Source organism: Almyronema sp. (genome assembly GCF_052168255.1).
Lineage (GTDB): Bacteria > Cyanobacteriota > Cyanobacteriia > Phormidesmidales > Phormidesmidaceae > Sphaerothrix > Sphaerothrix epifaneia.
Map to the genome: position 1 here is coordinate 39,331 of NZ_JBQLZL010000034.1, position 22,596 is coordinate 61,926.

At 51.8% G+C, this 22,596-nt stretch carries 13 protein-coding genes; 12 read left to right on the forward strand and 1 reads right to left on the reverse strand.

The genetic code is table 11. The annotated features are described in order from the left end of the window. Positions 1-63: 63 nt before the first annotated feature. The 9 genes from ACTS3T_RS07025 to ACTS3T_RS07065 all read left to right on the forward strand — a co-directional run bounded on the left by ACTS3T_RS07025 (position 64) and on the right by ACTS3T_RS07065 (position 10,996). Positions 64-1,386, forward strand: a complete 1,323-nt coding sequence (locus tag ACTS3T_RS07025; RefSeq protein WP_377965830.1) for a sensor histidine kinase — start codon at positions 64-66, stop codon at positions 1,384-1,386. After that, positions 1,361-1,762, forward strand: a complete 402-nt coding sequence (locus tag ACTS3T_RS07030; RefSeq protein WP_377965832.1) for a response regulator — start codon at positions 1,361-1,363, stop codon at positions 1,760-1,762. The genes ACTS3T_RS07025 and ACTS3T_RS07030 overlap by 26 nt, the downstream gene beginning before the upstream one ends. A gap of 40 nt (positions 1,763-1,802) precedes the next feature. Beyond that, positions 1,803-2,042, forward strand: coding sequence for a hypothetical protein (locus ACTS3T_RS07035; RefSeq protein ID WP_377965834.1), 240 nt, complete (start codon positions 1,803-1,805; stop codon positions 2,040-2,042). Positions 2,043-2,375: 333 nt separating this feature from the next. Then, positions 2,376-5,444, forward strand: a complete 3,069-nt coding sequence (locus ACTS3T_RS07040; protein WP_377965836.1) for a response regulator — start codon at positions 2,376-2,378, stop codon at positions 5,442-5,444. Between the two features lie 44 nt (positions 5,445-5,488). Further along, on the forward strand, positions 5,489-6,817 hold the full coding sequence (locus ACTS3T_RS07045; RefSeq protein WP_377965838.1) for a response regulator: 1,329 nt from the start codon (positions 5,489-5,491) through the stop codon (positions 6,815-6,817). 156 nt (positions 6,818-6,973) lie between these two features. Next, on the forward strand, positions 6,974-8,416 hold the full coding sequence (locus tag ACTS3T_RS07050) for a cytochrome ubiquinol oxidase subunit I (RefSeq protein ID WP_377965840.1): 1,443 nt from the start codon (positions 6,974-6,976) through the stop codon (positions 8,414-8,416). Positions 8,417-8,428: 12 nt separating this feature from the next. Next, complete coding sequence (gene cydB, locus ACTS3T_RS07055; RefSeq protein ID WP_377965842.1) at positions 8,429-9,445, forward strand: cytochrome d ubiquinol oxidase subunit II; 1,017 nt, start codon at positions 8,429-8,431, stop codon at positions 9,443-9,445. A gap of 42 nt (positions 9,446-9,487) precedes the next feature. Then, positions 9,488-10,249, forward strand: coding sequence for a M48 family metallopeptidase (locus ACTS3T_RS07060; protein ID WP_377965844.1), 762 nt, complete (start codon positions 9,488-9,490; stop codon positions 10,247-10,249). Positions 10,250-10,555: 306 nt separating this feature from the next. Beyond that, on the forward strand, positions 10,556-10,996 hold the full coding sequence (locus tag ACTS3T_RS07065; RefSeq protein WP_377965984.1) for a Fur family transcriptional regulator: 441 nt from the start codon (positions 10,556-10,558) through the stop codon (positions 10,994-10,996). A gap of 438 nt (positions 10,997-11,434) precedes the next feature. Here ACTS3T_RS07065 and dnaN read toward each other — a convergent pair whose 3' ends face one another. Beyond that, a complete protein-coding gene (gene dnaN, locus ACTS3T_RS07070; protein ID WP_377965846.1) occupies positions 11,435-12,571 on the reverse strand; it encodes a DNA polymerase III subunit beta in 1,137 nt (378 codons plus the stop codon). Between the two features lie 512 nt (positions 12,572-13,083). Between dnaN and ACTS3T_RS07075 the strand changes: the two genes are divergently transcribed. The 3 genes from ACTS3T_RS07075 to ACTS3T_RS07085 all read left to right on the forward strand — a co-directional run bounded on the left by ACTS3T_RS07075 (position 13,084) and on the right by ACTS3T_RS07085 (position 22,432). Beyond that, positions 13,084-14,328 (forward strand): acetoacetate decarboxylase family protein, encoded by a 1,245-nt coding sequence (locus ACTS3T_RS07075; RefSeq protein ID WP_377965848.1) that lies wholly within the window; start codon positions 13,084-13,086, stop codon positions 14,326-14,328. A gap of 166 nt (positions 14,329-14,494) precedes the next feature. Further along, positions 14,495-16,816: an NAD(P)-binding protein gene (locus ACTS3T_RS07080; RefSeq protein ID WP_377965850.1), complete on the forward strand. Its 2,322-nt coding sequence runs from the start codon at positions 14,495-14,497 to the stop codon at positions 16,814-16,816. A 222-nt stretch (positions 16,817-17,038) separates the two neighbouring features. Then, positions 17,039-22,432 (forward strand): AAA family ATPase, encoded by a 5,394-nt coding sequence (locus ACTS3T_RS07085; protein WP_377965852.1) that lies wholly within the window; start codon positions 17,039-17,041, stop codon positions 22,430-22,432. The last annotated feature ends 164 nt before the right edge of the window (positions 22,433-22,596 follow it).

The following is a 22,596-nucleotide window of genomic DNA, read 5'->3' on the forward strand; positions in this document are numbered from 1 at the left end:
GATCTTTATGATTGCATGAGAAAAATCTTAGAGAGATTGCAGTCACTTTCGGTTGCCTTCAGTTTGCTTCAGACGTCTGCGGTATCGGGCGATCGCGCTTGCCCATCAGTCATGGTTAGAAGCGCAATTTTGTTGACCTTGCCCCTTGGCTTTATTGGGGGCATCATTGCCTATTTGAGTGCCCATCACCATTGGGGCATTCGAGGGCTAAGCTTTGCGGGTTTGGGCTGCGCTACTCTGTTCGGCGTGTGGAGCCAACGCTGGCAAGCCAAAGCCTTGGTGAGCCGCACCCAAGTTTATTATCCAGGTTTGTTTGAGCAGACACCGCTTGGATGGGGGATTAGTCAGCTAGAGGGGCGCTTGATCGAGGTAAATGAATCGCTGTGCCGCCTCACGGGCTACAGCCGCGCCGAATTGATCGATCGCCCCTTAGCGGATTTGATCGTACCGGGCGATCGGATTGAGTATCAGGCTAGCGTTTACACCCTGCTGACTCAAACCCAGCGCAGCCTTTTTTTAGAACGACGCCTGCAAACTAAACCTGGCAAAGTCATTTGGGTTAGTCTTCAGGCGACTTTGGTTAACAGTCCAGACCGCCCACCCTTGCTAAGTCTGATTGTGCAAGACATCAGCCAGCATCGCCGTCGAGAACAAAAACAAACTGAATTTCTAGCCAATATCAGCCACGAATTGCGAACCCCTTTGACCGCCATTCAAGGATCTTTGGGACTGCTCAAAGCCGGAATTTATCAAAGCCATCCTCAAAAGGCCAATCGTATGCTTGAAATCGCTGATTTAGAATGCGATCGCCTGGTGCGCCTGATTGATGAGATTTTAGCGTTTGAGCGCTTGCAGACCGGACAAGTCTTACTGCCTTTACAACCCTGCTATGCCGTCAGCCTGCTAGAGCAAGCAGCCCGTAGTCTACACGCGATCGCCCAAAACAAAGCCATCTGCTACCACATTGAACCTTCAACCGTGCAGGTACAGGCGAATCCAGACGCCGTTTTGCAAATCCTTACCAATCTCATTAGCAATGCCATCAAGTTTTCACCACCGGGGAGTACCATTTGGCTAAAAGCGAGCAGCTTGCCGGATACTCAACAGAGTTGCAGGCATTTAACCCGCCAAAGCGTAGTTTTTATGGTTCAAGACCAGGGCTGCGGTATTCCCAGCGATCAGCGCAGCGTCATTTTTGAGCGTTTTCATCAAATTCATCCATCCGGTGTCGCTGCCGCACCCGGTACGGGCTTGGGGTTAGCGATTTGTAAAAGCCTGGTAGAGCAACAGGGCGGTAAAATCTGGGTGAATAGCCAGGTTAACCAAGGCAGTACCTTCTTCTTTACATTGCCGCTGTCCAATGGCGAGAAAAATTTTGATTATTGATGATGAAGAACGCATCCGTGAGGTGGTGCGGGCTTGTCTTGAAGATTTAGCAGGTTGGCGAACTTGGGGCGCGGCTTCGGGTTTGGAGGGGCTAGCACAGGCCAGACTAGAACAGCCAGATGCGATTTTGCTCGATGTTGCCATGCCTGCTGCTACAAACGGGTTGGAGATATTAGCTGCCATCAAGGCAGATAGCCTAATTCAGACCATTCCAGTGATTTTGTTGACGGCTAAAGGCAGAGCCAGCGATCGCGCCCATTTTGCCCAGCTTGACATTGCCGGAGTTATCTACAAACCCTTCAACCCGCTCAGTTTAAGCACTCAAGTCGCCCAGATATTGGGCTGGGTCAGTCGTCAGGCTAGGCCGCAGTTATAGCTAAAGGCAAAAAGGTAAGGCTGAGGGCAAAAGCAAGGCTATGCTGTCATCGGCTTGGGGCTATTTGAGCGTCTTAACGCTTGAGGCGACGGCGCTGTATCCCATCCGAAGACATACAGAGTCACGGCAATTGTTGCATCCGTATTTTTACGGTCAGCGGCTCTTGTCTATGAGCGACAGGCGATCGCAGCCGTCTGTTAACGAGCCGCACCTTTATTTAGGGCAACAGCGGTCTGAATTAGAAGGCAGGCGATCGCCGCAAACTCGTTTATCTCTGTAGAAACTCGTAGAGTTTAAGCCTCTTTTCTCCGTACACTCACTTAATTTTGTCTGCTAGAAAATGCCTAAGGTTGCCGATGACGACAGCGAAAAAGTCGCAGAAGCTAGAGGGGCACTGTCCCGGCTATCGCCCATCGGCTAGCTTTCGGCCAGGTATAGCTGCAGCTACCAGAGTTGAGCCACTTGAGTGGCTAAAAGCCTTTGACCAAAGGTCTTTCAGGCGGCGTTCTGGCTTGAGCGTTCTCAGGCACGCAGCGCCAGGTTGTAAGATCCGTAGCTCATTTTGCGCCCCGTTGAGCCATCCTCAGACATCGTCATTAGCGTTGAGGTTTGCATGCATCGCCCCCTAACCGCTCTAAGCCTCGGTTTGCTAACCACCTTGCAAGGTCTAGCGCTGCGACTGCCCGCCGCGATCGCAGTCGCTAACAGCCCCCCCGCTAGCAGCACCGAGGCACCCCAAACCCGCCCCATCATCAGAGTGGGCGTGATGGCCATTCGCGGGGTCGAACAAACTCATAAACAGTGGCAGCCCACCATTGACTATCTCAGTCGCCAAATTTCTGGCTACCAGTTCGAACTCGTGCCGCTCGAATTCGACACGCTAGAAGACCTGATCGCCAATCAGCAAATTGATTTTGTCTTGCCCAATCCCGGCATGTATGTTGAGCTAGAGACGCTTTACGGGGCAAGGCGCATCGCCACCCTAAAAAATTTGCGCCTAGGCAAAAGCTATACAGAGTTTGGCGCTGTCATCTTTCGGCGCGCCGATCGCACAGATATTCAAACGCTGCAAGACCTCAAGGGCAAGTCTTTTATGGCCGTGAGCGAAATTGCCTTCGGCGGATGGCAAATGGCTTGGGCCACGCTCAAAGAAGCCCATATTGATCCTTACCAGCAGTTTCAAGAAATTCAGTTTGGCGGTAGCCACGACGCCGTGGTTTATGCAGTTCGCTCAGGCGAAGTGGATGCCGGAACAGTACGAACTGACACGCTAGAGCGCATGGCGCAAGAAGGCAAAATCAACCGGGCAGACTTTGTGGTGCTAAACAACCAGCAAGCCCAGTATGGCGATAGCTTTCCCTTTGCTGTTAGCACTCGGCTCTATCCAGAATGGCCCTTTGCCACCCTTCCCCATACGTCAGTCGATTTGGCGGAAGAAGTGGCGATCGCCCTCATGACCCTGCCCAGCGACCACCCAGCCGCGCAAGCTGGGCGCTATGAAGGCTGGACGATTCCGGCCAACTACCAACCCTGCCACGAAACCCTACGCCTGCTCAATGTGCGACCCTACGAAGATTGGGGCAAAGTTTCAATTGCCGCTGCCGCCTACCAGCACCGCTACTGGCTGCTATTTTCAGGATTACTCATTGGCGGCCTGAGCTACGGCGGGTTGCAGCTAGCCGCCCGCCGCCGGATTGAGTCTAGATTGAGAGCCGCCAACAGTTCCTTAGAACGCCGGGTTGAAGCGCGTACCGCCGAACTCCGAGAAGCTAAAGAAGCTGCCGAAGCGGCAAGCCGCGCCAAAAGTGAGTTTTTAGCCAGCATGAGCCATGAGCTACGCACACCGCTCAACGCTATTTTGGGCTTTACCCAGGTAATGTTGCGCAACCTCAATCGCAAGCACACCACCAGCCAGCACGAACAGTTGCAAGCACAGCGAGAAACCCTAGGAATTATTCATCGCAGCGGCGAACATCTGCTGAGTTTGATTAACGACGTACTCGACATGTCTAAGATTGAAGCGGGTCGAATCACCTTGAATGAAGCCGTGTTTGACCTGCTGGCCATGCTCGAAGCACTGATTGAAATGCTGCAAATTCGAGCCGATGCCAAAGGACTCACCCTTTTCTATGAATGTGGCGACCAGGTGCCGCAGTGCATTATGGGTGACGAACGTAAGCTGCGCCAGGTTTTAATCAACCTGTTGGGCAACGCCCTTAAATTCACCAACGAGGGCAGCGTTACTCTGCGGGTTCGCCAACTAGCTGCCCCAACTCATTTAGAAACCGCCCCCTACCACCTGATTCATTTTGCGGTTGAAGATACCGGGCCAGGGATCGCCGCCACCGAGTTAGATCACCTTTTTACCGCTTTTTCGCAAACCGAGAGCGGTCGCAACGCTCAAGAAGGTACCGGACTTGGCTTACCCATTAGCCATCAATTTGTGCAGTTGATGGGCGGCGAAATTCAAGTCAGCAGCACCTTAGGCGCTGGCACCGTCTTTGAGTTCACTATTCAGGTACGGCCAGGTCAAATGGAGTCAAATCAAGCGTCTCCTGGTTGCCGTCAGGTGGTGGGCTTAGCGCCTCATCAGCCTGTCTATCGCCTGCTCATTGTGGACGATCGCTGGGAGAATCGCCAGCTACTGGTTCAAATTCTAGAACCGCTAGGCTTTGAGCTATATGAAGCAGAAAACGGTGAAGCGGCGATCGTCCTGTGGCAACAACACCAGCCCCATCTGATTTGGATGGATATTCGGATGCCAGTGCTGAGCGGTTATGAAGCAACCAAGTGGATTAAAGCTCAGCCAGAGGGCAAAGATACCGTCATCATTGCCGTCACTGCCAGCGTTTTTGAAGAGGAGCGCGCCAGTATTTTAGCGGCTGGCTGTGATGATTTTGTCCGTAAACCTTTTTCGGAAACGCAAATCTTCGATCGCCTGAGCCAGCACCTAGGCGTTGCCTATACCTACGCTGAAGCAACCTGCCCCAATCCAACGCCCCCCTCAGCCGCTAAACCCCTAGCGCCAGGTGATTTGGCTAAACAGCCCGCCGAATGGATTGCGCAGCTTAACCTGGCAGCACGAGGAGCCGAAGATGAACTGATTTGGCAGCTTTTAGATCAAATTCCACCCGCCGATGCTCCGTTAGCCGATGCCCTAGCAGAACTGGTCAATAACTTTCGTCTCGATCGCATTGTTCACCTGACCGAAACCCCGCTTCAGCCCACCCACGTTCGGCAAATTGTAGGATTAGCGGCGGATCAGCCCACCTACCGCCTTTTGGTCGTAGACGATCGCGCTGAAAACCGTCAGCTTTTATGCCAGCTTCTGCAACCCATTGGGTTTGAAGTTGACGAAGCCCCAGACGCTCACCAAGCGATCGCCCTGTGGCAGCAGTATCAGCCGCAACTAATTTTGCTAGAGATGCGGCTACCCGGTGTGAGTGGCTACGAAGTTGCCCAGTCGATCAAATCTCAACCTCAAGGGAGGCAAACCGTCATTATTGCTTTGACCGCTAGCGTCTTTGAAACTGAAAAAAGCAGTCTCCTTGCAGCGGGCTGTGACGACTGGTTACGCCAGCCTCTTTCAGAACAACAGCTCTTGAGCAAACTTGCAGAACATCTAGGGGTGAAGTACCTCTATACCGAAACCACAGCCACAGCCATCAGCCATCTGGCTTAGCTTTGATTGCCCTTAGTTAAACCAACCTCTCACCCCTCCCGGCAATGCCCCAAACTCTGACTCCCAAAGGCGATATTTTGGTCGTTGACGACCGAGCCGATAACCTCAGGCTGCTCTCTCATCTGCTCAACGAGCAAGGCTACAAAGTCCGCAAGGTGATTAAGGGAGAACTCGTTTTTGACGTGATCCAGGTGAATCCTCCCGATTTAATCTTGCTAGACATTATCATGCCGCAGATGAACGGGTTTGAAATTTGTCAGCGGCTCAAAGCTGATCCAAACACTCAAGATATTCCAATTATTTTTCTCAGTGCTTTAGACGAACCGCTCGATAAAGTCAAAGCCTTTTCTATTGGCGGAGCCGATTACATTACTAAACCCTTTGAAATTCAAGAAGTCGTTGCCCGCATTGAGCATCAGCTCAACATTATTCGCCTGCAAAACCAGCTCAAGCAGCAAAACTGGCAGCTACAACAAGAAGTTCAAGAACGTCACAAAGCCGAAAAGGCACTACAACAGCTCAACCAAGACTTAGAAACACGGGTGCAGCAGCGTACGGCTGAACTCACCACCGCTAACCAGCAACTGCAACGCCTAGAAGGCCAGTTACGCCAATCTTTGGCGCAAGAGCAGGAACTTAGCGCTTTCAAATCGCGAATTATCACGACGATTTCACACGAGTACCGCACACCTTTAGCTATTATCAGCAGCTCGGCTGGCGTTTTAGAAGAATATCGCGAAAAGCTCACCGAACAGCTACAGCTCAAACATCTTGGCCGCATTCAGCATTCCGTTCAGCATTTGACTCAATTGGTTAACGATGTTTTGTTTCTAGAGCAAACTGACTTTGGCCAGATCGACTTCAACCCGCAACCGCTGGCCTTGCTACCATTTTGCCAAGCGCTGGTCGAAGAAGTGCAGCTAGCTAGCCCCCATCACACCCACAGGATTGAGTTTAGCCACCAGGGCGACTGTCCGCTGGCCACTTGGGATGGTCGGGTATTGAAAAAAACATTCGTCCATTTGCTGAACAATGCCATTAAATATTCACCCGCTAGCTCAGTGGTTCATTTCCGGCTGCGCTGTTGGGCTGAAAGTGTTGAGTTTCAGGTGCAAGACGCGGGCATCGGCATCCCCACGATCGATCAAGCCAGCTTGTTTGAGTCTTTCTGGCGGGCTAGCAATGTGGGCAATTTGCCAGGGGTAGGGCTGGGGTTGTCGATCGTCAAGAAGTGTGTGGAGCGGCAGCAGGGGGCGATCGCCTTTGAAAGTCAGGAAGGCGTTGGTACCACCTTCACCGTCCGGTTGCCGATATGCCCAGTTGAGCCAGCCTCTATTGAGTCATCCTCGATCTTGCCAGAGGCAGAAAGCTAGCTTGAATCACCACCGCGATCGCCTATTGCTAAGCGATCAGATTTGAATAGCTCAATACTCGCCATTTAGCACTTTGCCGCTAGCATGGAATCGTTTGAGCAGGCAGCGATCGCTGTCTTGCGTCAGCCCTTAGCGATTCCCTAACGATCAATCATCATGCACTTTTTATCCGATACGGTCGTGCTTTCGCGCATGCAGTTTGCGCTCACAGCCATTTTCCACATGATTTGGCCAGTCCTCACCACCGGATTGGGTATCTATCTGGTTTTAGTTGAGGCTTTGTGGCTCAAAACTCGCAATCCTGATTATTACTACCACGCTCGGTTTTGGTCGAAGCTCTACGTTCTCAACTTCGGTATCGGAGTAGCCAGCGGCATCCCGATGGGCTTTCAGTTTGGCACAAACTGGGCACCTTTTTCGGAAGCCGTTGGCAATTTTTTTGGCAGCATTATCGGCTTTGAAGCGTCTTGGGCCTTCATGCTAGAAGCGGCCTTTCTCGGCATCATGGTGTTTGGCTGGGAGCGGGTAAACCCGATTATTCACTTTGTCGCCACTATTTTGGTGGCCTTCGGTGCCAACCTTTCAACCTTCTGGATTCTCACTGCCAACTCTTGGATGCAAACCCCAGCCGGGGGACAGTTTACCGACGGCATCTTTATTGTCAACGACTACTTTCAGGCCATTTTTAATCCCTTCATGGCCGTGAGTATTGCCCACATGTTTTTGGCGACGTTGGAGACGTCTCTGTTTGTCATCGGCGGCATTAGCGCTTGGTACATTCTCAATCAGCGTCATCCCGCCTTTTTTGCAAAAGCCTTCAAAATCGCGCTAGCAACTGCGATCGCCGTAGCCCCTTTGCAAATCTATGTGGGTCACCTCAGCGGCGAACAAGTGTATCGCCAACAGCCCACTAAAATGGCCGCGATGGAAGCCTTGTGGGAAACTCAACCCGCTGGCCAACCCGCCGACTGGAGCCTGGTCGCCTTGCCCAACAAACAAACCGAAACAAACGATTGGGAAATCAAAGTACCTAACGCGCTGGGCTACATTTTAGAACTCAAGCCTAACCTGTCGGAACCCGTGCAAGGGTTAAAGGAATTTCCCCCCGAAGATCGTCCTAGCATGGTTGGCTTAGTCTACTATTCTTTTCGCCTTATGATTGCGATCGGCTTCTTTTTGGCCGGATTGATGCTGCTGACAACGCTTCAGTGGCTGCGAGGTCAGCTTGCTGCCGAAACCATCGCCGCGCAGCGATGGCTGATGCGCGGCTGGATTTTTGCGGCTCCTCTGGGCTATATCGCGGTTGAGTCGGGCTGGATTGTGCGCTGTGTGGGGCGGCAACCGTGGGTGGTATACGGCCAAATCCGTACCGTAGACGCCGCCTCCAACCTCCCCCCTGGTGATGTGCTAACAACGCTGGTGGGCTTTGCCACTACCTATACCATCTTATTTTTCGGCGCGATTTACTTTGGCAGTCGCATTATTCGGCGCGGGCCGCGACTGGATCTACCGATTCCTGGCATAGAAGACAAACCCGCTGTTAATACAGAACCCGGCCAGTTTAGCCCGGACGAACGCCCCGTAGAAGCCCAACAGTAATGGTTTACGCTTATGGACACGCTCAGCTACTTTTTACCGCAAGTCTGGTTTGGCATTTTGGCTCTTTTTCTTTTTCTCTATGTCATGCTGGACGGCTTTGATTTAGGCGTGGGGATTTTGTCACTTACCGCCTCGTCAGAAGAACGTCGTAGTGTTTTGATGACCAGCTTGAGTAATGTTTGGGATGCCAACGAAACCTGGCTGATTTTGATGGGTGGCAGCTTGTTTGGAGCGTTTCCGCTTGCCTATGGCACCATCCTCAATGCGTTATACATTCCCATTTTCATCATGCTGTTTGGCATCATTTTTCGTGCTGTTGCTTTTGAATTTCGGGAACAGTCTAATCGCAAATTTTTCTGGAATACAGCCTTTGGTGTTGGCAGTTTTGTGGTAGCCCTAGGCCAGGGCTTTGCCCTCGGTGGCGTCCTAGCAGGTATTCCGGTAGATGGCACCGGGCACTTTGTCGGCAGCACTTGGGAATGGCTCAATCTGCCGTCGGTTCTGGTGGCCTTGACGCTGATTCAAGGTTACGTGCTGATTGGATCAACCTATCTGGTCTGGAAGACGGAAGGGGAACTGCAGCAAACCCACTATCGCACGGCTAAGCTAGCTGCCATTACCACACTGATTGGGGCAATTTTGATTACGATCGCCACACCAATCTTTTACGAATATGCCCGCACTCGCCTATTTCAGACGCCGCAAATCTACATTTTTGCGGTCATTCCCCTTTTGGGCGTGTTGCTGATTACGCTGTTGTTGCGCAGTCTCAATCGTCATGAAGAAAGGTGGCCCTTTGTGTGGACAATTTTGCTGTTTCTGCTGACATTTGTGGGACTGGCCTTAGTCGTATTTCCTTACATCATTCCCACCCAAATTACGATTTACCAAGCTGCTGCCGATCCCAGCGCGCTGGTTTTTATGCTGATTTTTATTGGCGGGTTGATTCCGGTGATGCTGTTTTACAACCTTTACCAGTACATCGTTTTTCAGGGTAAGGTTACTGGCGGCAGCTACGGCGGCGAGTAACCCACCTGGTCAGACCAAGGGCGTTAAAATTGCAGGGCACTTATGGCTAGCTGTCAACCTCCAACCTTTGCCGATCGCGGCACGATTGGCACTCACCCTTATCGCCTGCGCCAAAGCGCAAGAGCCAAACATATCTCTATTAAAATCTCTCCCTACGGTGAGATTGAGGTTGTGACACCGCGACAGTTTGACCCCCAAAAGTTGCCTGCGATTTTGCGCCAAAAACAAGCCTGGATTGAGCAAACCCTAGCGCGGCTAGCTCACCAGCGGCAGGCGATCGCACCGGATCTAACGAGCGCTCAGCCAGGGCAAATCGATTTACGTGCCCTTGATGAAAGCTGGGAGCTGGTCTATTTACTCAACTCGCGCGATCGCCTGCAAGTTACCCCCCTCAACTCACGCCAGCTAGCGGTCGTTGGCCCTAGCGACAACCTCAAACTTTGCCAAGCAGGTTTACAAAAATGGCTCAAGCGCAAGGCCAGCCTGGTTTTGCCCAACTGGCTGAGCCAAATCAGCCAACGCGCCCAACTGCCCTATCAGCGAGTTAGCGTGCGGGGGCAAAAATCGCGCTGGGGCAGTTGCTCCAGTCAGCAAAATATTAGCCTCAACTACAAGCTTTTGTTTTTACCGCCACCGCTGGTGACCTACGTTTTGGTTCACGAACTTTGTCATACGCTGCAAATGAACCATTCCGCCGCTTTTTGGCGGCTGGTTGAACAACACCTACCCGACTATGCAATACATCGGCAGCAGCTTAAGCAAGCTTGGCAGTACATCCCTCAGTGGTTAGAGCAGCAAATGTAACGGGCGTGAGATGACGCTTTGGCCTTGAACGCCGTAGACAGTCGCCTCTTTTCTAAGCTAAAGTGGTACTGACTATGTTTTAGCGAACGGTTTCATCGCTGCCTGTCGAGCAAATTGACGCTTGTATCTGGCTTGATAACGACCGTATCGTTTAGCCTAAGCCAACTCACCTTCCCGGCAAAACCGCACCCAATGGCTGATTTACGCTATGCAGCAACTTCAAAATCTAGCCACGATAGAATTTAAGGGCGGGCAATTAGCTTGGGTTAGCAGCTGTGTTCCCAGGGGGATTAGAGTATGACATCCATGCAAAGTAAAGCGATCGCCAATAAACGGCTTCGATCTCTCGATGACGCGCTAGAGCGCTGTCAAGAATTGGGTATGCGTCTGAGTCGGCAACGGCGCTACATTTTAGAGCTGCTTTGGCAGGCGCAAGAGCACCTTTCGGCGCGGGAAATTTACGATCGCCTCAATCGCCAAGGCCGCGAAATTGGCCATACTTCTGTCTATCAAAATTTAGAAGCCCTTTCTGAGCAGGGCATTATTGAGTGCTTAGAGCGCTCAGACGGTCGTCTATATGGCAACATTAGCGACTCTCACAGCCATGTTAACTGTCTCGATACTAATCAGATTATTGACGTGCATGTTGAGCTACCGCCAGAGGTGATTCGTAAAATTGAAGCGGAAATCGGCATTACGATTACCGACTATCGCATCGATTTTTACGGCACCAAAAACCCTACCTGATCTAGCAGCGGGCTAGGCATCGCGAAAAGCCAAACGGAAAAGCTTTCTGTCAGCCGCCGGTAGCCCTTTAAGGGGCTGACCCCCCTCAGGGCTACCGCCAGACTTCAAAACCACCAAAACTGCCTAACAAAAAAGAAGCTGATCTCCTGGAGTGAAAGCGGCTCTGCCGCTCTAGAGGTCAGCTTCTTTTTACAGGGCGGTGTTGTCTAAAAAACCAGGGGGCGATCGCCGTTACTTGTTAAAAACGTCGCGGGTAAACAAAACCAGTATGGTGCCAAAAACCACAGCAGCCAGTGCAAGATCCATAAATAGTCTCCTAAGGTATGACAACAGTCAATTGCACCTTGTCGCCCACGGGCGAGAGCGGTACATGAGAGCTGTCATTACTGTACCCGAACCCAGCCCCTAAGTGGAGATTGGTGTCACCCTCTATAGACCTTAGCCTCGAATCTGCACAGGCATAACTAGATACGTCATCTTAGATCCGCCTAGCGGAGACAGTACCGCAGGGCTAGTCGCGCTGTTGCACTGCAACTGCACCTCAGAGGTGTTGATAACTTTGAGGCCATCGAGCAAATAACGCACGTTAAAGGCAATGTCTAAGCTATCGCCCGTAATTTGAGCCGTCACATTTTCTCGGCCGCTGCCCACTTCTTGAGCTTCTACCGTCAGGGCGATCGCCTGTCGTTCATTGTCCAGGCTGAGCTTAACAATATTATTTTTTTGGTCAGCCAGTACGGCAATCCGCTCTAAGGCGGCGACAAATAACTTGCGATCAATCGTCATCTGTCGGGAAAACTGTCGCGGAATCAGTTGCCGATAATTGGGGTATTGCCCCTCTAATAAGCGCGTGGTAATTCGCTGCTGCCCCAGTTCAAAAATGACCTGCGTAGGGTCAAACTTGAGCGCAATCGCTTCACTACCTTGATGCAGTTGCACAATGCGTTCTAACTCGCGTAGCGCTTTGCCAGGAACCGTCACCTCTATGGCTGTCTCAGCCGCAGCGGCAGCGGGTTGGTCAGGTGTTTGCACCACAGCCAGCCGATGCCCATCAGTCGCCGCAAATTCTAGCGTGGCAGCTTCACTCAGCAGATGCACCCCCGTCAGCACCTGCTTAGTTTCATCGGCGCTAGCGGCAAACAAAGCGCCACGCAGCCCTTCTAGCAAAATTTCTGGCGATAGCTCAGCCGACTGTCCTGCTTCAACTTCGGGCAAATTGGGATATTCTTCGGCGCTGAGTCCTCGTACCTCGTAATGGCCGGAAGAACAGGTGAGTGTTAGCACCGTTTCCGCTTCTGGCGCTTCTAAAACCAAATCTTCAGCCGACAGCCGCGAGACAATATCGCCCAAAAGTTTAGCTGGTAAAGTCAAGCGCCCCGCTTGCTCCACCTGAGCCGCAAAACAGGTTTGAATGCCTAAGCTCTCATCAAACCCAGTCAACATTACCTGCTGAGCGGTTTCGTCGGCTTTGAGCAAAACATTGCCTAAAACGGGTTTACTTGGTCGTGAGGGAACAGCCCGACTGACAAGGGAAAGGTGCGTGTTTAATTCGCTCTGAGAACAAACGAATTTCATGGATTTTGCCCAGGTTCAAAGCATTTAGTCTAGCGAATTTGGCAGCTCACTCAGGATTCTAAGGGCTGGATGCCAATCGTAACACCCTTGTTTGGGGGGTTCAATCCAAAGATTTTTGTCGCTCTTTCGCTCTTCTTCTCTTTTTAAAAAATTTTTAAAGTAGTAGTAGTAGGGCTTGTGGAAAATGTGGAAAATGGAGGGGATCTATCATGAGGCGGTGGCTTGAGCGATCGCTAGCCTGTGGAAAACTTGTGGGAAACTGACAAAGTATTCCACAGCCCTTATAAACTGTCAGTTTTTTTCCACTGAACAGGCTAACTTATCCCCTAACTTTCCACAGTTTTTCCACAGAGAAGAATTAGTTTTCCACAGGCTAGATCCGCCAATTTTTAGAAATCTTTACTTACAGCCAGGGGCGCTACCCCACCCCGCCTTAGAAAAGTCTTAGAAAACCGAGGGCGGCAGCTCTCGCCAATCTAGAATGACGCCATCGTTAATTTCGTACCGCCCCTATGCATTCCCCCCCTGCAGATCCGCTTAAGTCTGGCTGGTACGCTGCCCTAGGGACGTTGCAGCGCATGGCTAGCTTGCCCCAGCAGCCGCAGCAGTTCAGCCAGGATTGGCAACAGCTACAGCAAAATCCATCGCAGTTCTTTGCCGGACTGGTAACGGAGGGGGCTGTGGTTGCCGAAGCTTTAGAAGCCACCTGTCAACAGTTTTCTGGCCGAGCTTGGGGCGATCGCCCTTTGCCCAAATACATCAACCGCCCGAACGATCAGTCTTTTTTGCAGCCCTATGAACTCAAAAATACTCAGCTCTTTGGCTTTGTTTTAGAAGGATCTTTGGCGCAGTTGCAAAAACTCTGCGATCGCAGCTTGAATCAGCCTGCCGATGGATCTGTGCATTATCAGGTGGCGATTCCTTACGTGATTTTGAGCTTTCAGCACATGGGGCGGGTGAGTTCGCTCAACCCACCGGATGCTAACCGGGGCTTTCTCTCTGAAAAAGAAGTTGCGATTTGGGTGCTAACGCTGGCGGGCAAAAAATGCGGGCCTGTTTTTCGTGCGGAGCGTTTGGCCTGGTTTATTCCTTATATGTTTGCCAGCAATGAACCGATTATTGCTTCCGGGCGCGAAGTCTGTGGCTTTCCCAAAGAACTAGGGAAATTTAAGCTGCCCGATCTCAATCAACTAACGCAACCCGCTCACCTGCAGGCACTGACCTGGAAAACCCTCTCGCCTCAAACCCCGGCTCGCTGGGAAACGCTGATTCAAGTGCAAGCGGCTGAACCCCAAAGCGAACCGATCAAGCGCTGGCAAACGGCAGCGGAAGCAGGGCGGCATTTGGTGGAGCTATTGCTTAGTGGCCAAAATGCGATTGATATTCCGGGTTGGGAGCTACCTTTTAGTCTGGCAGACGATTTGCTAACGGGTGAGGTGCCGATTGTTTTGCTAAAGCAGTTTCGCGATGTGGTGAGGGGCGATCGCGCCTGCTATCAAGCCATCGTCGAAACCCCCGCCCAGCTCACGGCCTTGCAAGCCGGTGGACTGTTAGGGGCTGAGCACTTAGGCTATCAGTTTACGGTGGCCATTGGGCAGTTTGCCAGCCATCCGTTGGTGCAAGATTTAGGACTAACCACCCAGGGAAGCAGCTTACAGCCAGATAGTCCGCTACAGGTGCCCGTTAAATTTGCTTTTTGGGTCGATTTTGATTTTCAGTTGCAAAACGGCCAGATTATCTGGGAGGCTCGTCGCTAGTCTGCCTGATTGATAAAACCAAGCCATGTTTCATGATGTCTGCAGGCTCTAGGTGCTGCGCCGCAATTGCCCACAGCGCTGGCAGAGGTTGGTCTGCTTGGCGTTACCGAAAAGTGATTGGTCGGTCTTGATGTCATAACCCATAGCCCCTTCTCCAGCTTTTACTATGTCTGAACTTCCGCAGCGTCAAAAAATTGCCATCTTAGGTGGTGGTATGGCCTCTCTGACAACGGCCTTTGAACTGACCAGCCAGCCCGGTTGGGATAGCTTGTACGACATTACTGTTTACCAAATGGGATGGCGACTGGGTGGTAAAGGTGCAAGTGGGCGCAATCTTCAGCCCCATGCGGATGCGGCTGAACCCACCTACCGCATTGAAGAACACGGTTTGCATATCTTTTTTGGCTTTTATGAAAATGCCTTTCGGCTGATGCAGCGCTGCTACGCCGAGATGGGAGGCAATGGCCCCCTCGCTACGGTTGAAGATGCTTTCAAGCCTCATAACCTGATCGTTTTGCAAGAGTATGCCAACGATCAATGGCAACCCATTTCCCTCAACTTTCCACCCAATGCTTTGCGTCCCTGGACGGGGGGCTGTCGCTGGTCGCTGTGGCAGCATGTCTGCACGACAATTCGCTTTGTGCTGAGTTTGTATGTAGAGTATCGCCAAATTCAGCGATCGCCCCAAACCGGATCCCCTCAGTTTTTAGAAACGCTGATTGAACAATTTGAAGTGGGTCGTGAGATTTTTGAATACGCCTTTGACGGCGTTTTTCTGCATTTGCCAGCGCATTTACTGCGATCGCTGGTGCAAGAACCTCAGCGCTGGCAGGCTTGGCTGGGCAGTGCCTTTGAGCGGATAGAAAAAACTTTCAAGACCTGGGATGTGGGGTCAGAAGGGGCATTTTTGCATCTGGCTTTACAGCTAGCAGAAGCGCTACCCGAAAACCCCAGCTTTCACCGCCGCGAACACCATCGCTTGCTGGTTCAGCTTTTAGAGCGGTTTATCGATCGCTTTAGTCTGCGCTGTGCCGCTGAATCAGACGAGATCTATGATGGCCGTTGGCGGCTGGCGCTCATTGATATTGCCCTTGCCAATCTTAAAGGGCTTTTGGTGGATGGCATTGTTTACCACGGTTCGCTAGCCGCGATCGATCATCTTGACTACCGCACCTGGCTGCTGCAGCATGGCGCTCGTCCCAGCAGCCTGCAATCAGCCTTTATCCGTGTGTTGTACGACTTGGTCTATGCCTTTCCCGGTGGTAATATCACCCAGCCTCGGCTGGCGGCTGGGGTGGCTGTGCGCATTTTGATTACCATCATTTTTCAATACAACGGCGCTGTCATGTGGAAGATGCAGGGCGGCATGGGAGATGTTGTGTTTACGCCGCTGTACACCGTGCTAAAGCGACGGGGGGTTAAGTTTGAGTTTTTTCACCGCGTTCAACATCTGCACTTGAACGCAGAAAAAACGGCGATCGCTGAAATTACCCTGGGTCGTCAGGCTACCCTCAAAGACCCTGCTCAGGGATACGAACCGTTAATTACCGTCAAAGGAATGGGCTGCTGGCCGAGCGAACCGCACTATGATCAGCTCGTAGAAGGAGCCGAACTCAAGCAGCAAGGCATCAACCTAGAGTCGTACTGGTCACCCTGGAAACAGCGAGAAACACCAGTAACGCTAAAAGCAGGCCAAGATTTTGACCTGGTTCTGCTGGGTATTTCGCTGGCAGCACTGCCGGATCTCTGCCAAGAACTGATTGCTGCTAGCCCCCGCTGGCAGACGCTGCTTGATCAAACTCAAGCTAAAACCGTCCCCACTCAGGGGGGGCAACTCTGGCTTACGCCTACCCTCAGCCAGCTAGGTTGGCCCTTAGCCAGTCCAGTGGTCGGTGCCTATGTAGAACCGCTCGATACCTACGCCGATATGAGTGATTTGCTCCCCCGCGAAAACTGGCCAGCTGAAAACTATCCCCACAATCTGGCCTATTTTACCGGGGTGATTGCCGATCCGGGCATTCCCCCAGCCGATCACTATGATTTTCCGGCTCAGGCTCAGGCGGCTGTCGAAGCGCGATCGCTGCATTTTCTTGAAAACGACATTGGCTATTTGTGGCCGCTGGCTACCGCTGCTGGTCAGCCGCGATCGCTAGCGGCTAATTTGCTAGTCGATCTCGATAACGGCCAAGGATTGGCCGAACGCTTGCAGTCGCAGTATTGGCGAATTAATATTTTCCCTACCGAGCGCTACGTGCTGTCATTACCTGGTACCTTGTCACAGCGGCTCAAGGCCGATGAATCCGGTTTTGATAACCTCTATCTAGCGGGCGACTGGGTCAACAACGGTTATAACGCCAGTTGTATCGAAGCTACGGTCATGTCGAGTATGCAGGCGGCTAGAGCTATCCTAAAGCAGCAGTTTGGCTTAAGTTATGGAAAACCAATTATTGGTGAATGGGACTCCTGGATCTTTGGAAAATATGCGTAAATGTTGACTAAAGCTGCAACATTTTAAAGCCTGTATTAGCTTAGTTAAAAGTAGGGGGTGTCTATCCGAATATTGCGGTAGTGGGCATCAGCGCTAGAGCTGAGCTAATCGGCATGTTGACAGCAGATAACAGCCGAAAGCGTTGTATCGGCTTCTACCTGTCTAAGGCTTCATCGTTCAAGCTGAAGTAACCATAGCTAGCGCCCTCTTTTAGGTGCCTTCATGATTGTGCTGCCGGGCTACGACATTTCAGAAATTATTAACCGAGGAACTCGCGTTGATGTCTATCGGGGTTTGCGCCAAGCTGATCGGCAGCCGATTGTGGCGAAGGTTCTCAAAGCTCAATATCCGCAGCTACAAGATATTGCCAAGCTCCGCCATGAGTATCAATTGACCCGGTCATTGGCGATCGAGGGTGTGGTTAAATCTTATACCCTGGAGAAATATCACAACGGCCTAGCCTTAATTTTAGAGGCGTTCGGTCATGAGTCTTTGCGCCAAGTGCTGCAGCGCCAGCAATTTTCACTCTCAGAGTTTCTGCAAATTGCGATTCAGCTTTCTGAGACGTTAGGCCAACTCCATCAGCAAGGGATTATTCACAAAGACATCAAGCCAGCCAACATTATCTTTGATGTTCAGTCGGGATTTGTCAAAATTACCGACTTTGGGATTTCGTCGCTCTTGGCACAAGAAACCCAAACACTCAGCAGCCCACACGAATTTCAAGGAACGCTGGCCTATATGTCGCCGGAACAAACCGGACGCATGAACCGCGCCATCGACTATCGCACCGACTTCTACTCTTTAGGGGTGAGCTTTTATGAAATTTTGACGGGACAACTGCCCTTTGCCGCCCAAGATCCGATGGAGCTAGTCCATGCCCATCTCGCCAAAACCCCAGTACCGCCCCACCAACTGCGGCCTGAAATTCCGCCTATCCTCTCAGAGATTGTGCTCAAGCTGCTGTCCAAAATTGCGGAAAATCGCTATCAAAGCGCCTTTGGCCTGAAAGCCGACTTAGATCGTTGTCTGGCACAGTGGCAAAGCACAGGTGATATCACAACCTTTGTCCTGAGCCAGCAAGACTACTCCGGCAAGCTCCAAATTTCCCAAAAGCTGTATGGCCGTGAGACTGAACTGCAAACCCTACTGACGGCGTTTGATCGCTTGAGCCAAGCGCAGACGGTAGGGCAAGCAGAGCTGGTTTTGGTATCGGGTTACTCTGGCATTGGTAAGTCGGCTTTGGTCAACGAAATTCATAAGCCAGTTACTCAGCAGCGTGGTTATTTTGTTGCGGGAAAGTGCGACCAGCTCCAGCGTAATGTGCCTTATGCACCTTTTCGGCAGGCTTTTCAGGGATTGGTGGCGCAGCTCTTGGCTGAAGATATTTATCAGCTTTCCCATTGGCAAGAGCGGTTGCTAACCACGCTGGGTTCTCAGGCGCAAGTGATTATTGAAGTGATTCCCGATGTGGAGTTGATCATTGGCCCTCAGCCTCCCGTGGCTGAACTGAGTCCGATTGAGGCACAAACGCGCTTTAACCGCGTTTTTAGTGATTTTGTGCAGGTGTTTACCCAAAGCGGACAGCCGTTAGTGCTGTTTGTCGATGACTTGCAGTGGGCAGATGCTGCCTCGCTGCATTTGCTGCAGTTGTTGGCAACTGAGTCGCAGCCAGGACGCCTTTTACTCATGGGTGCTTATCGTAGTCATGAGGTAGAGGCTGGACATCCTTTACGAGAAGCGATCGCCCTGATTCAGCAGCGTGGCGGAATTGTCCATCAGCTAGAAGTCGGATCGCTGCCCTTAGCTCAAGTAGAAGCTTTGCTAGGCGATACGCTAGCTAACAACGTTGCCGATGATTTGCAACCGTTAGCCGCCCAGCTTTTCCATCAAACACAAGGCAACCCTTTTTTTTTAAGACAGTTACTCACCTCACTCAATCGCGATCAGCTACTTACCTTTGACTTTGCCCAGGGCTGCTGGCAATGGAACCTCAGCCAGATCAAAGCCCTCGGCAGAATTGATTTAAGCGTTGCTGACTTACTGACCGCTACGATCGAGCGGCTACCAGCCCCCACCCAAGAAATTTTGCAGCTAGCCGCTTGTTTGGGTAACCGCTTTGAGTTGACGACGCTGGCTTTGGTCTGCGATCAGTCACCGCTGACGCTAGCACAACGCCTGTGGCCGAGTCTGCAACAAGGATTGGTCTTACCCCTCAGCGGCGACTATCAGCGTTCTTTGGCGTTACAAGAAGAAGACCTGAAGCAGTTTGCTTTAGAGGATGCGGTTTGGGAATATCGCTTTTTACACGATCGCGTGCAGCAAACCGTTTATAGCTTGCTATCCGATCAGCAGCGGCAGGCCATCCACCTGAAAATCGGGCGGCTCCTTTTGCAGCACATTGCGCCAACCAAACGGCAAGACAAAATCTTTGATATTGTCAATCAGCTCAATGTCGGTGCCGCCGCGATCGAAAGCGTCTCTGAGCGTTTAGAACTGGCTCGTTTGAACCTGGCTGCTAGCCAAAAAGCGAAGCGAGCGGCTGCTTTTGAACCGGCCTGTCGCTATGCCCAAGGCGGCATCAACCTGCTAGAAGAAACGATTTGGCAGAGCCACTACAACTTAGCCCTGGTGCTGCATTTAGAAGCTGCCGAAACCGCCTACTTTGTGGGCGCTCTAGCGGATAGTGAACGGTGGGTGCAGCGCGTGTTAGCTCACGCGGCTACCCTGCTCGATCGCGTTAAAGCCTATGAAATTCAAATTCGCATTTTGGCAGCCCAAAAGCAGCTTGGTGAAGCCGTCAACCTTGGTTTGGCGACCCTGAAGCTATTGCAGATCAATTTGCCCCCTGCCCCTACTGAAGCCCAAACTGGGCAGGCGCTGATGGCCACAGCCAATCTAATTACCCATCAAACGATTCAGCGACTAGGGCAACTGCCGCGTATGAGCGAACCACGAGCGCTGGCAGCTACGCAGATTTTGGGGGCGATTTCAGCCGCCGCCTATGTCACCAATCCACAGCTATTTGCCTTAATTCATACTCAGATTATTCAGCTCTCGGTGAAGTATGGCAACGCGCCGCAATCGGTATTGGCTTATTCCAACTATGGGCTGTTGCTGTGTGGCTTGCTGAATCAAATTGAAGTGGGTTACCAGTTGGGGCGGGTGGTGTTAGATTTGCTGGCTCAGTTCCCTTCAAAAGAGCTAGCGGCCAAAATCACCTTTATGGTGGCTAATTTCATCAATCCGTGGAAGTTTCATTTGCGCGACAGCCTACCCAACTTGCAGGCCAGCATCCGCATCGGCTTAGAAGCGGGTGATCTGGAATATGCGACGTGGGGCTACTGGCGCACTGCTCACTTTTCTTACTTGACGGGGGAACCGCTGGGTGAACTAGCAGGGCGGCTAGACAGCTATTGCGCCGCTGTAGAGCGCTTAAAGCAAGAGGCTCAGCTTAACGTCATTCAGCTTCAGGCGCAGGTGGTTGCCAATTGGCGAGGGCAGAGTGCGGATCCGATGCAGCTAGTCGGTGCCTATTACGACGCGGCGACTAGCCTCACCCAGTACGAAGCGACGGGCAATTTTCTGGGGTTGTACGAGCTGCACTTACATCAGTTGATGCTGCACTATAGCTTCAAGCAGCCTCGGTTGGCTTTACCCCACGCTGAAGTAGCAGCAGGCTATGTGGCGGCTGTGCCTGCTGCGGTTGAGGTGACACTGCTCTATTTTTATGACTCGCTCACACGGTTAGCGCTACTGGCTGAGGAGACAACGGCGATCGCTCAAAAAGACGACTGGCTAGCCCAGGTTGAGGCCAATCAAGCCAAACTGCAAAATTGGGCTACCCACGCGCCCATGAACTATCAGCACAAGTATGATTTGGTCGCGGCTGAGCAGGCCAAGCTCAACGGTGAAATTCAAAAGGCAATGAGCCTGTACGATTTAGCCATTCAAGGGGCGAAAGAGATGGCCTACGTCCAAGAAGAGGCGCTAGCCTGTGAGCTAGCGGGGGAATTTTACCTCAGCTTAGGACGCGATCGCATAGCCAGAGCTTATTTGCTAGATGCCTTTTACGGTTATTTGCGCTGGGATGCTAAAGCAAAGCTAGCCGATTTAGAGCAGCGCTACCCCATGTGGCTGAGCCAACTTACGGCTGAGCCGCGTTCTTTTTCGGCCACAGGTTTTACAACGACGACAACCTCTTCTACCAGCAAGAGCTTGGCGCTAGATATGGTGTCTGTGATCAAGGCCTCGCAAACTATTGCAGAAGAAATTGTCTTAGATAGCTTGCTTGCTCGACTGATGCGGATTCTGATTGAAAATGCCGGGGCTGAAATCGGCTACCTGATTTTGCATCAGGGGGATGACTGGACAATTCAGGCCGAAGGCCGAGTTAATGCCTCGCAAATACAGGTGCTACAGTCGATTGCGCTGGCGGATGAACAGGCGCGATCGCGCTTAGCGATCGCGATTATCAACTATGTCATCCGCACGCAAGAAAACGTCGTCCTGAGCGATGCTGCAACCGACAACCGCTTTGCTGGCGACCCTTATATTCAGCAACATCGTCCCAAATCGATTTTGTGTGCGCCTTTGGCTTATCGTGGGCGGCTGAGCGGCGTTATCTATTTAGAAAACAACCTCACCACCGACGCTTTCAATTTCGATCGCCTAGAAACGCTCAACCTTTTAGCTGCCCAAGCAGCCATCTCGATCGAAAATGCGCTGCTCTACCGCCAGCAAAAAAAGCTCAACCAAGACTTAGCAGCCCTCAACCAAGATCTGACCTCGCTCAATCAAGCCTACGAACGCTTTATTCCCCGGCAGTTTTTGCAACTGCTGGATAAGCGCAGTATTGTAGATGTCCGCTTGGGCGATCAGGTGCAGCGGGAAATGTCCGTTCTGTTTGCTGATATTCGCGCCTTTACGGCTCTGTCCGAAAAAATGACACCCGCCGAAAATTTCCGCTTTATCAATACGTTCCTGTCGCGGATGGAGCCTGCGATCGCTGAGCACGGCGGCTTTGTTGATAAGTATATTGGCGATGCCATTATGGCTCTCTTTGATGGCACCGCCGACAATGCTTTGCGAGCCGGCATCACCATGTTGCGCATTCTCACCGACTTTAATCAACAGCAGCAGCTCAACGGCTTACCCCCCATCCGGCTGGGAATTGGTATTAACACTGGCTTGCTGATGCTGGGCACCGTTGGCGGCAACAGCCGGATGGATAGCACCGTCATTAGTGATGCGGTCAACGTGGCTTCGCGTATTGAGCAGTTGACCAAAGAATATATGGCTTCGCTGCTGATTTCTCATGACACCTTTATTCAGCTGAGCGACCCCAACAACTACGCCTTGCGCCTGATTGGGCATACGCTCGTTCGTGGACGGGCTTCTGCAATTAGCGTGTATGAAGTTTTTGATGCTGATCCGCCTGAAGTGTTGACGGCAAAAAATGCCACCCGTAGCCTATTTGAGCAGTCGCTTGTCGCCTATGCCGAAAGAAACTGGCGGGTCGCCGCTCAAGGTTTTGAAGCCTGTCTCCGTCAAAATGCCGCTGATCAAATTGCGCGGCTCTATCTAGGCCGCTGTCAGCAGCAGTTGGCCAGCTAGTAAGCTAAAGGCAGAAGGGTAAGGGCAAAAGCAAAGCCTGTCAGTCAGCGGCTTTTAGCTCTTTAAGGGGCTTAACCTGAGTGGCTACAGCTATCTCGGGGGAAAGGGCGTTAAAATGGCCGAAATTTGACTGAAGCATTGTCGATTCTGCGAGGAACTGATAA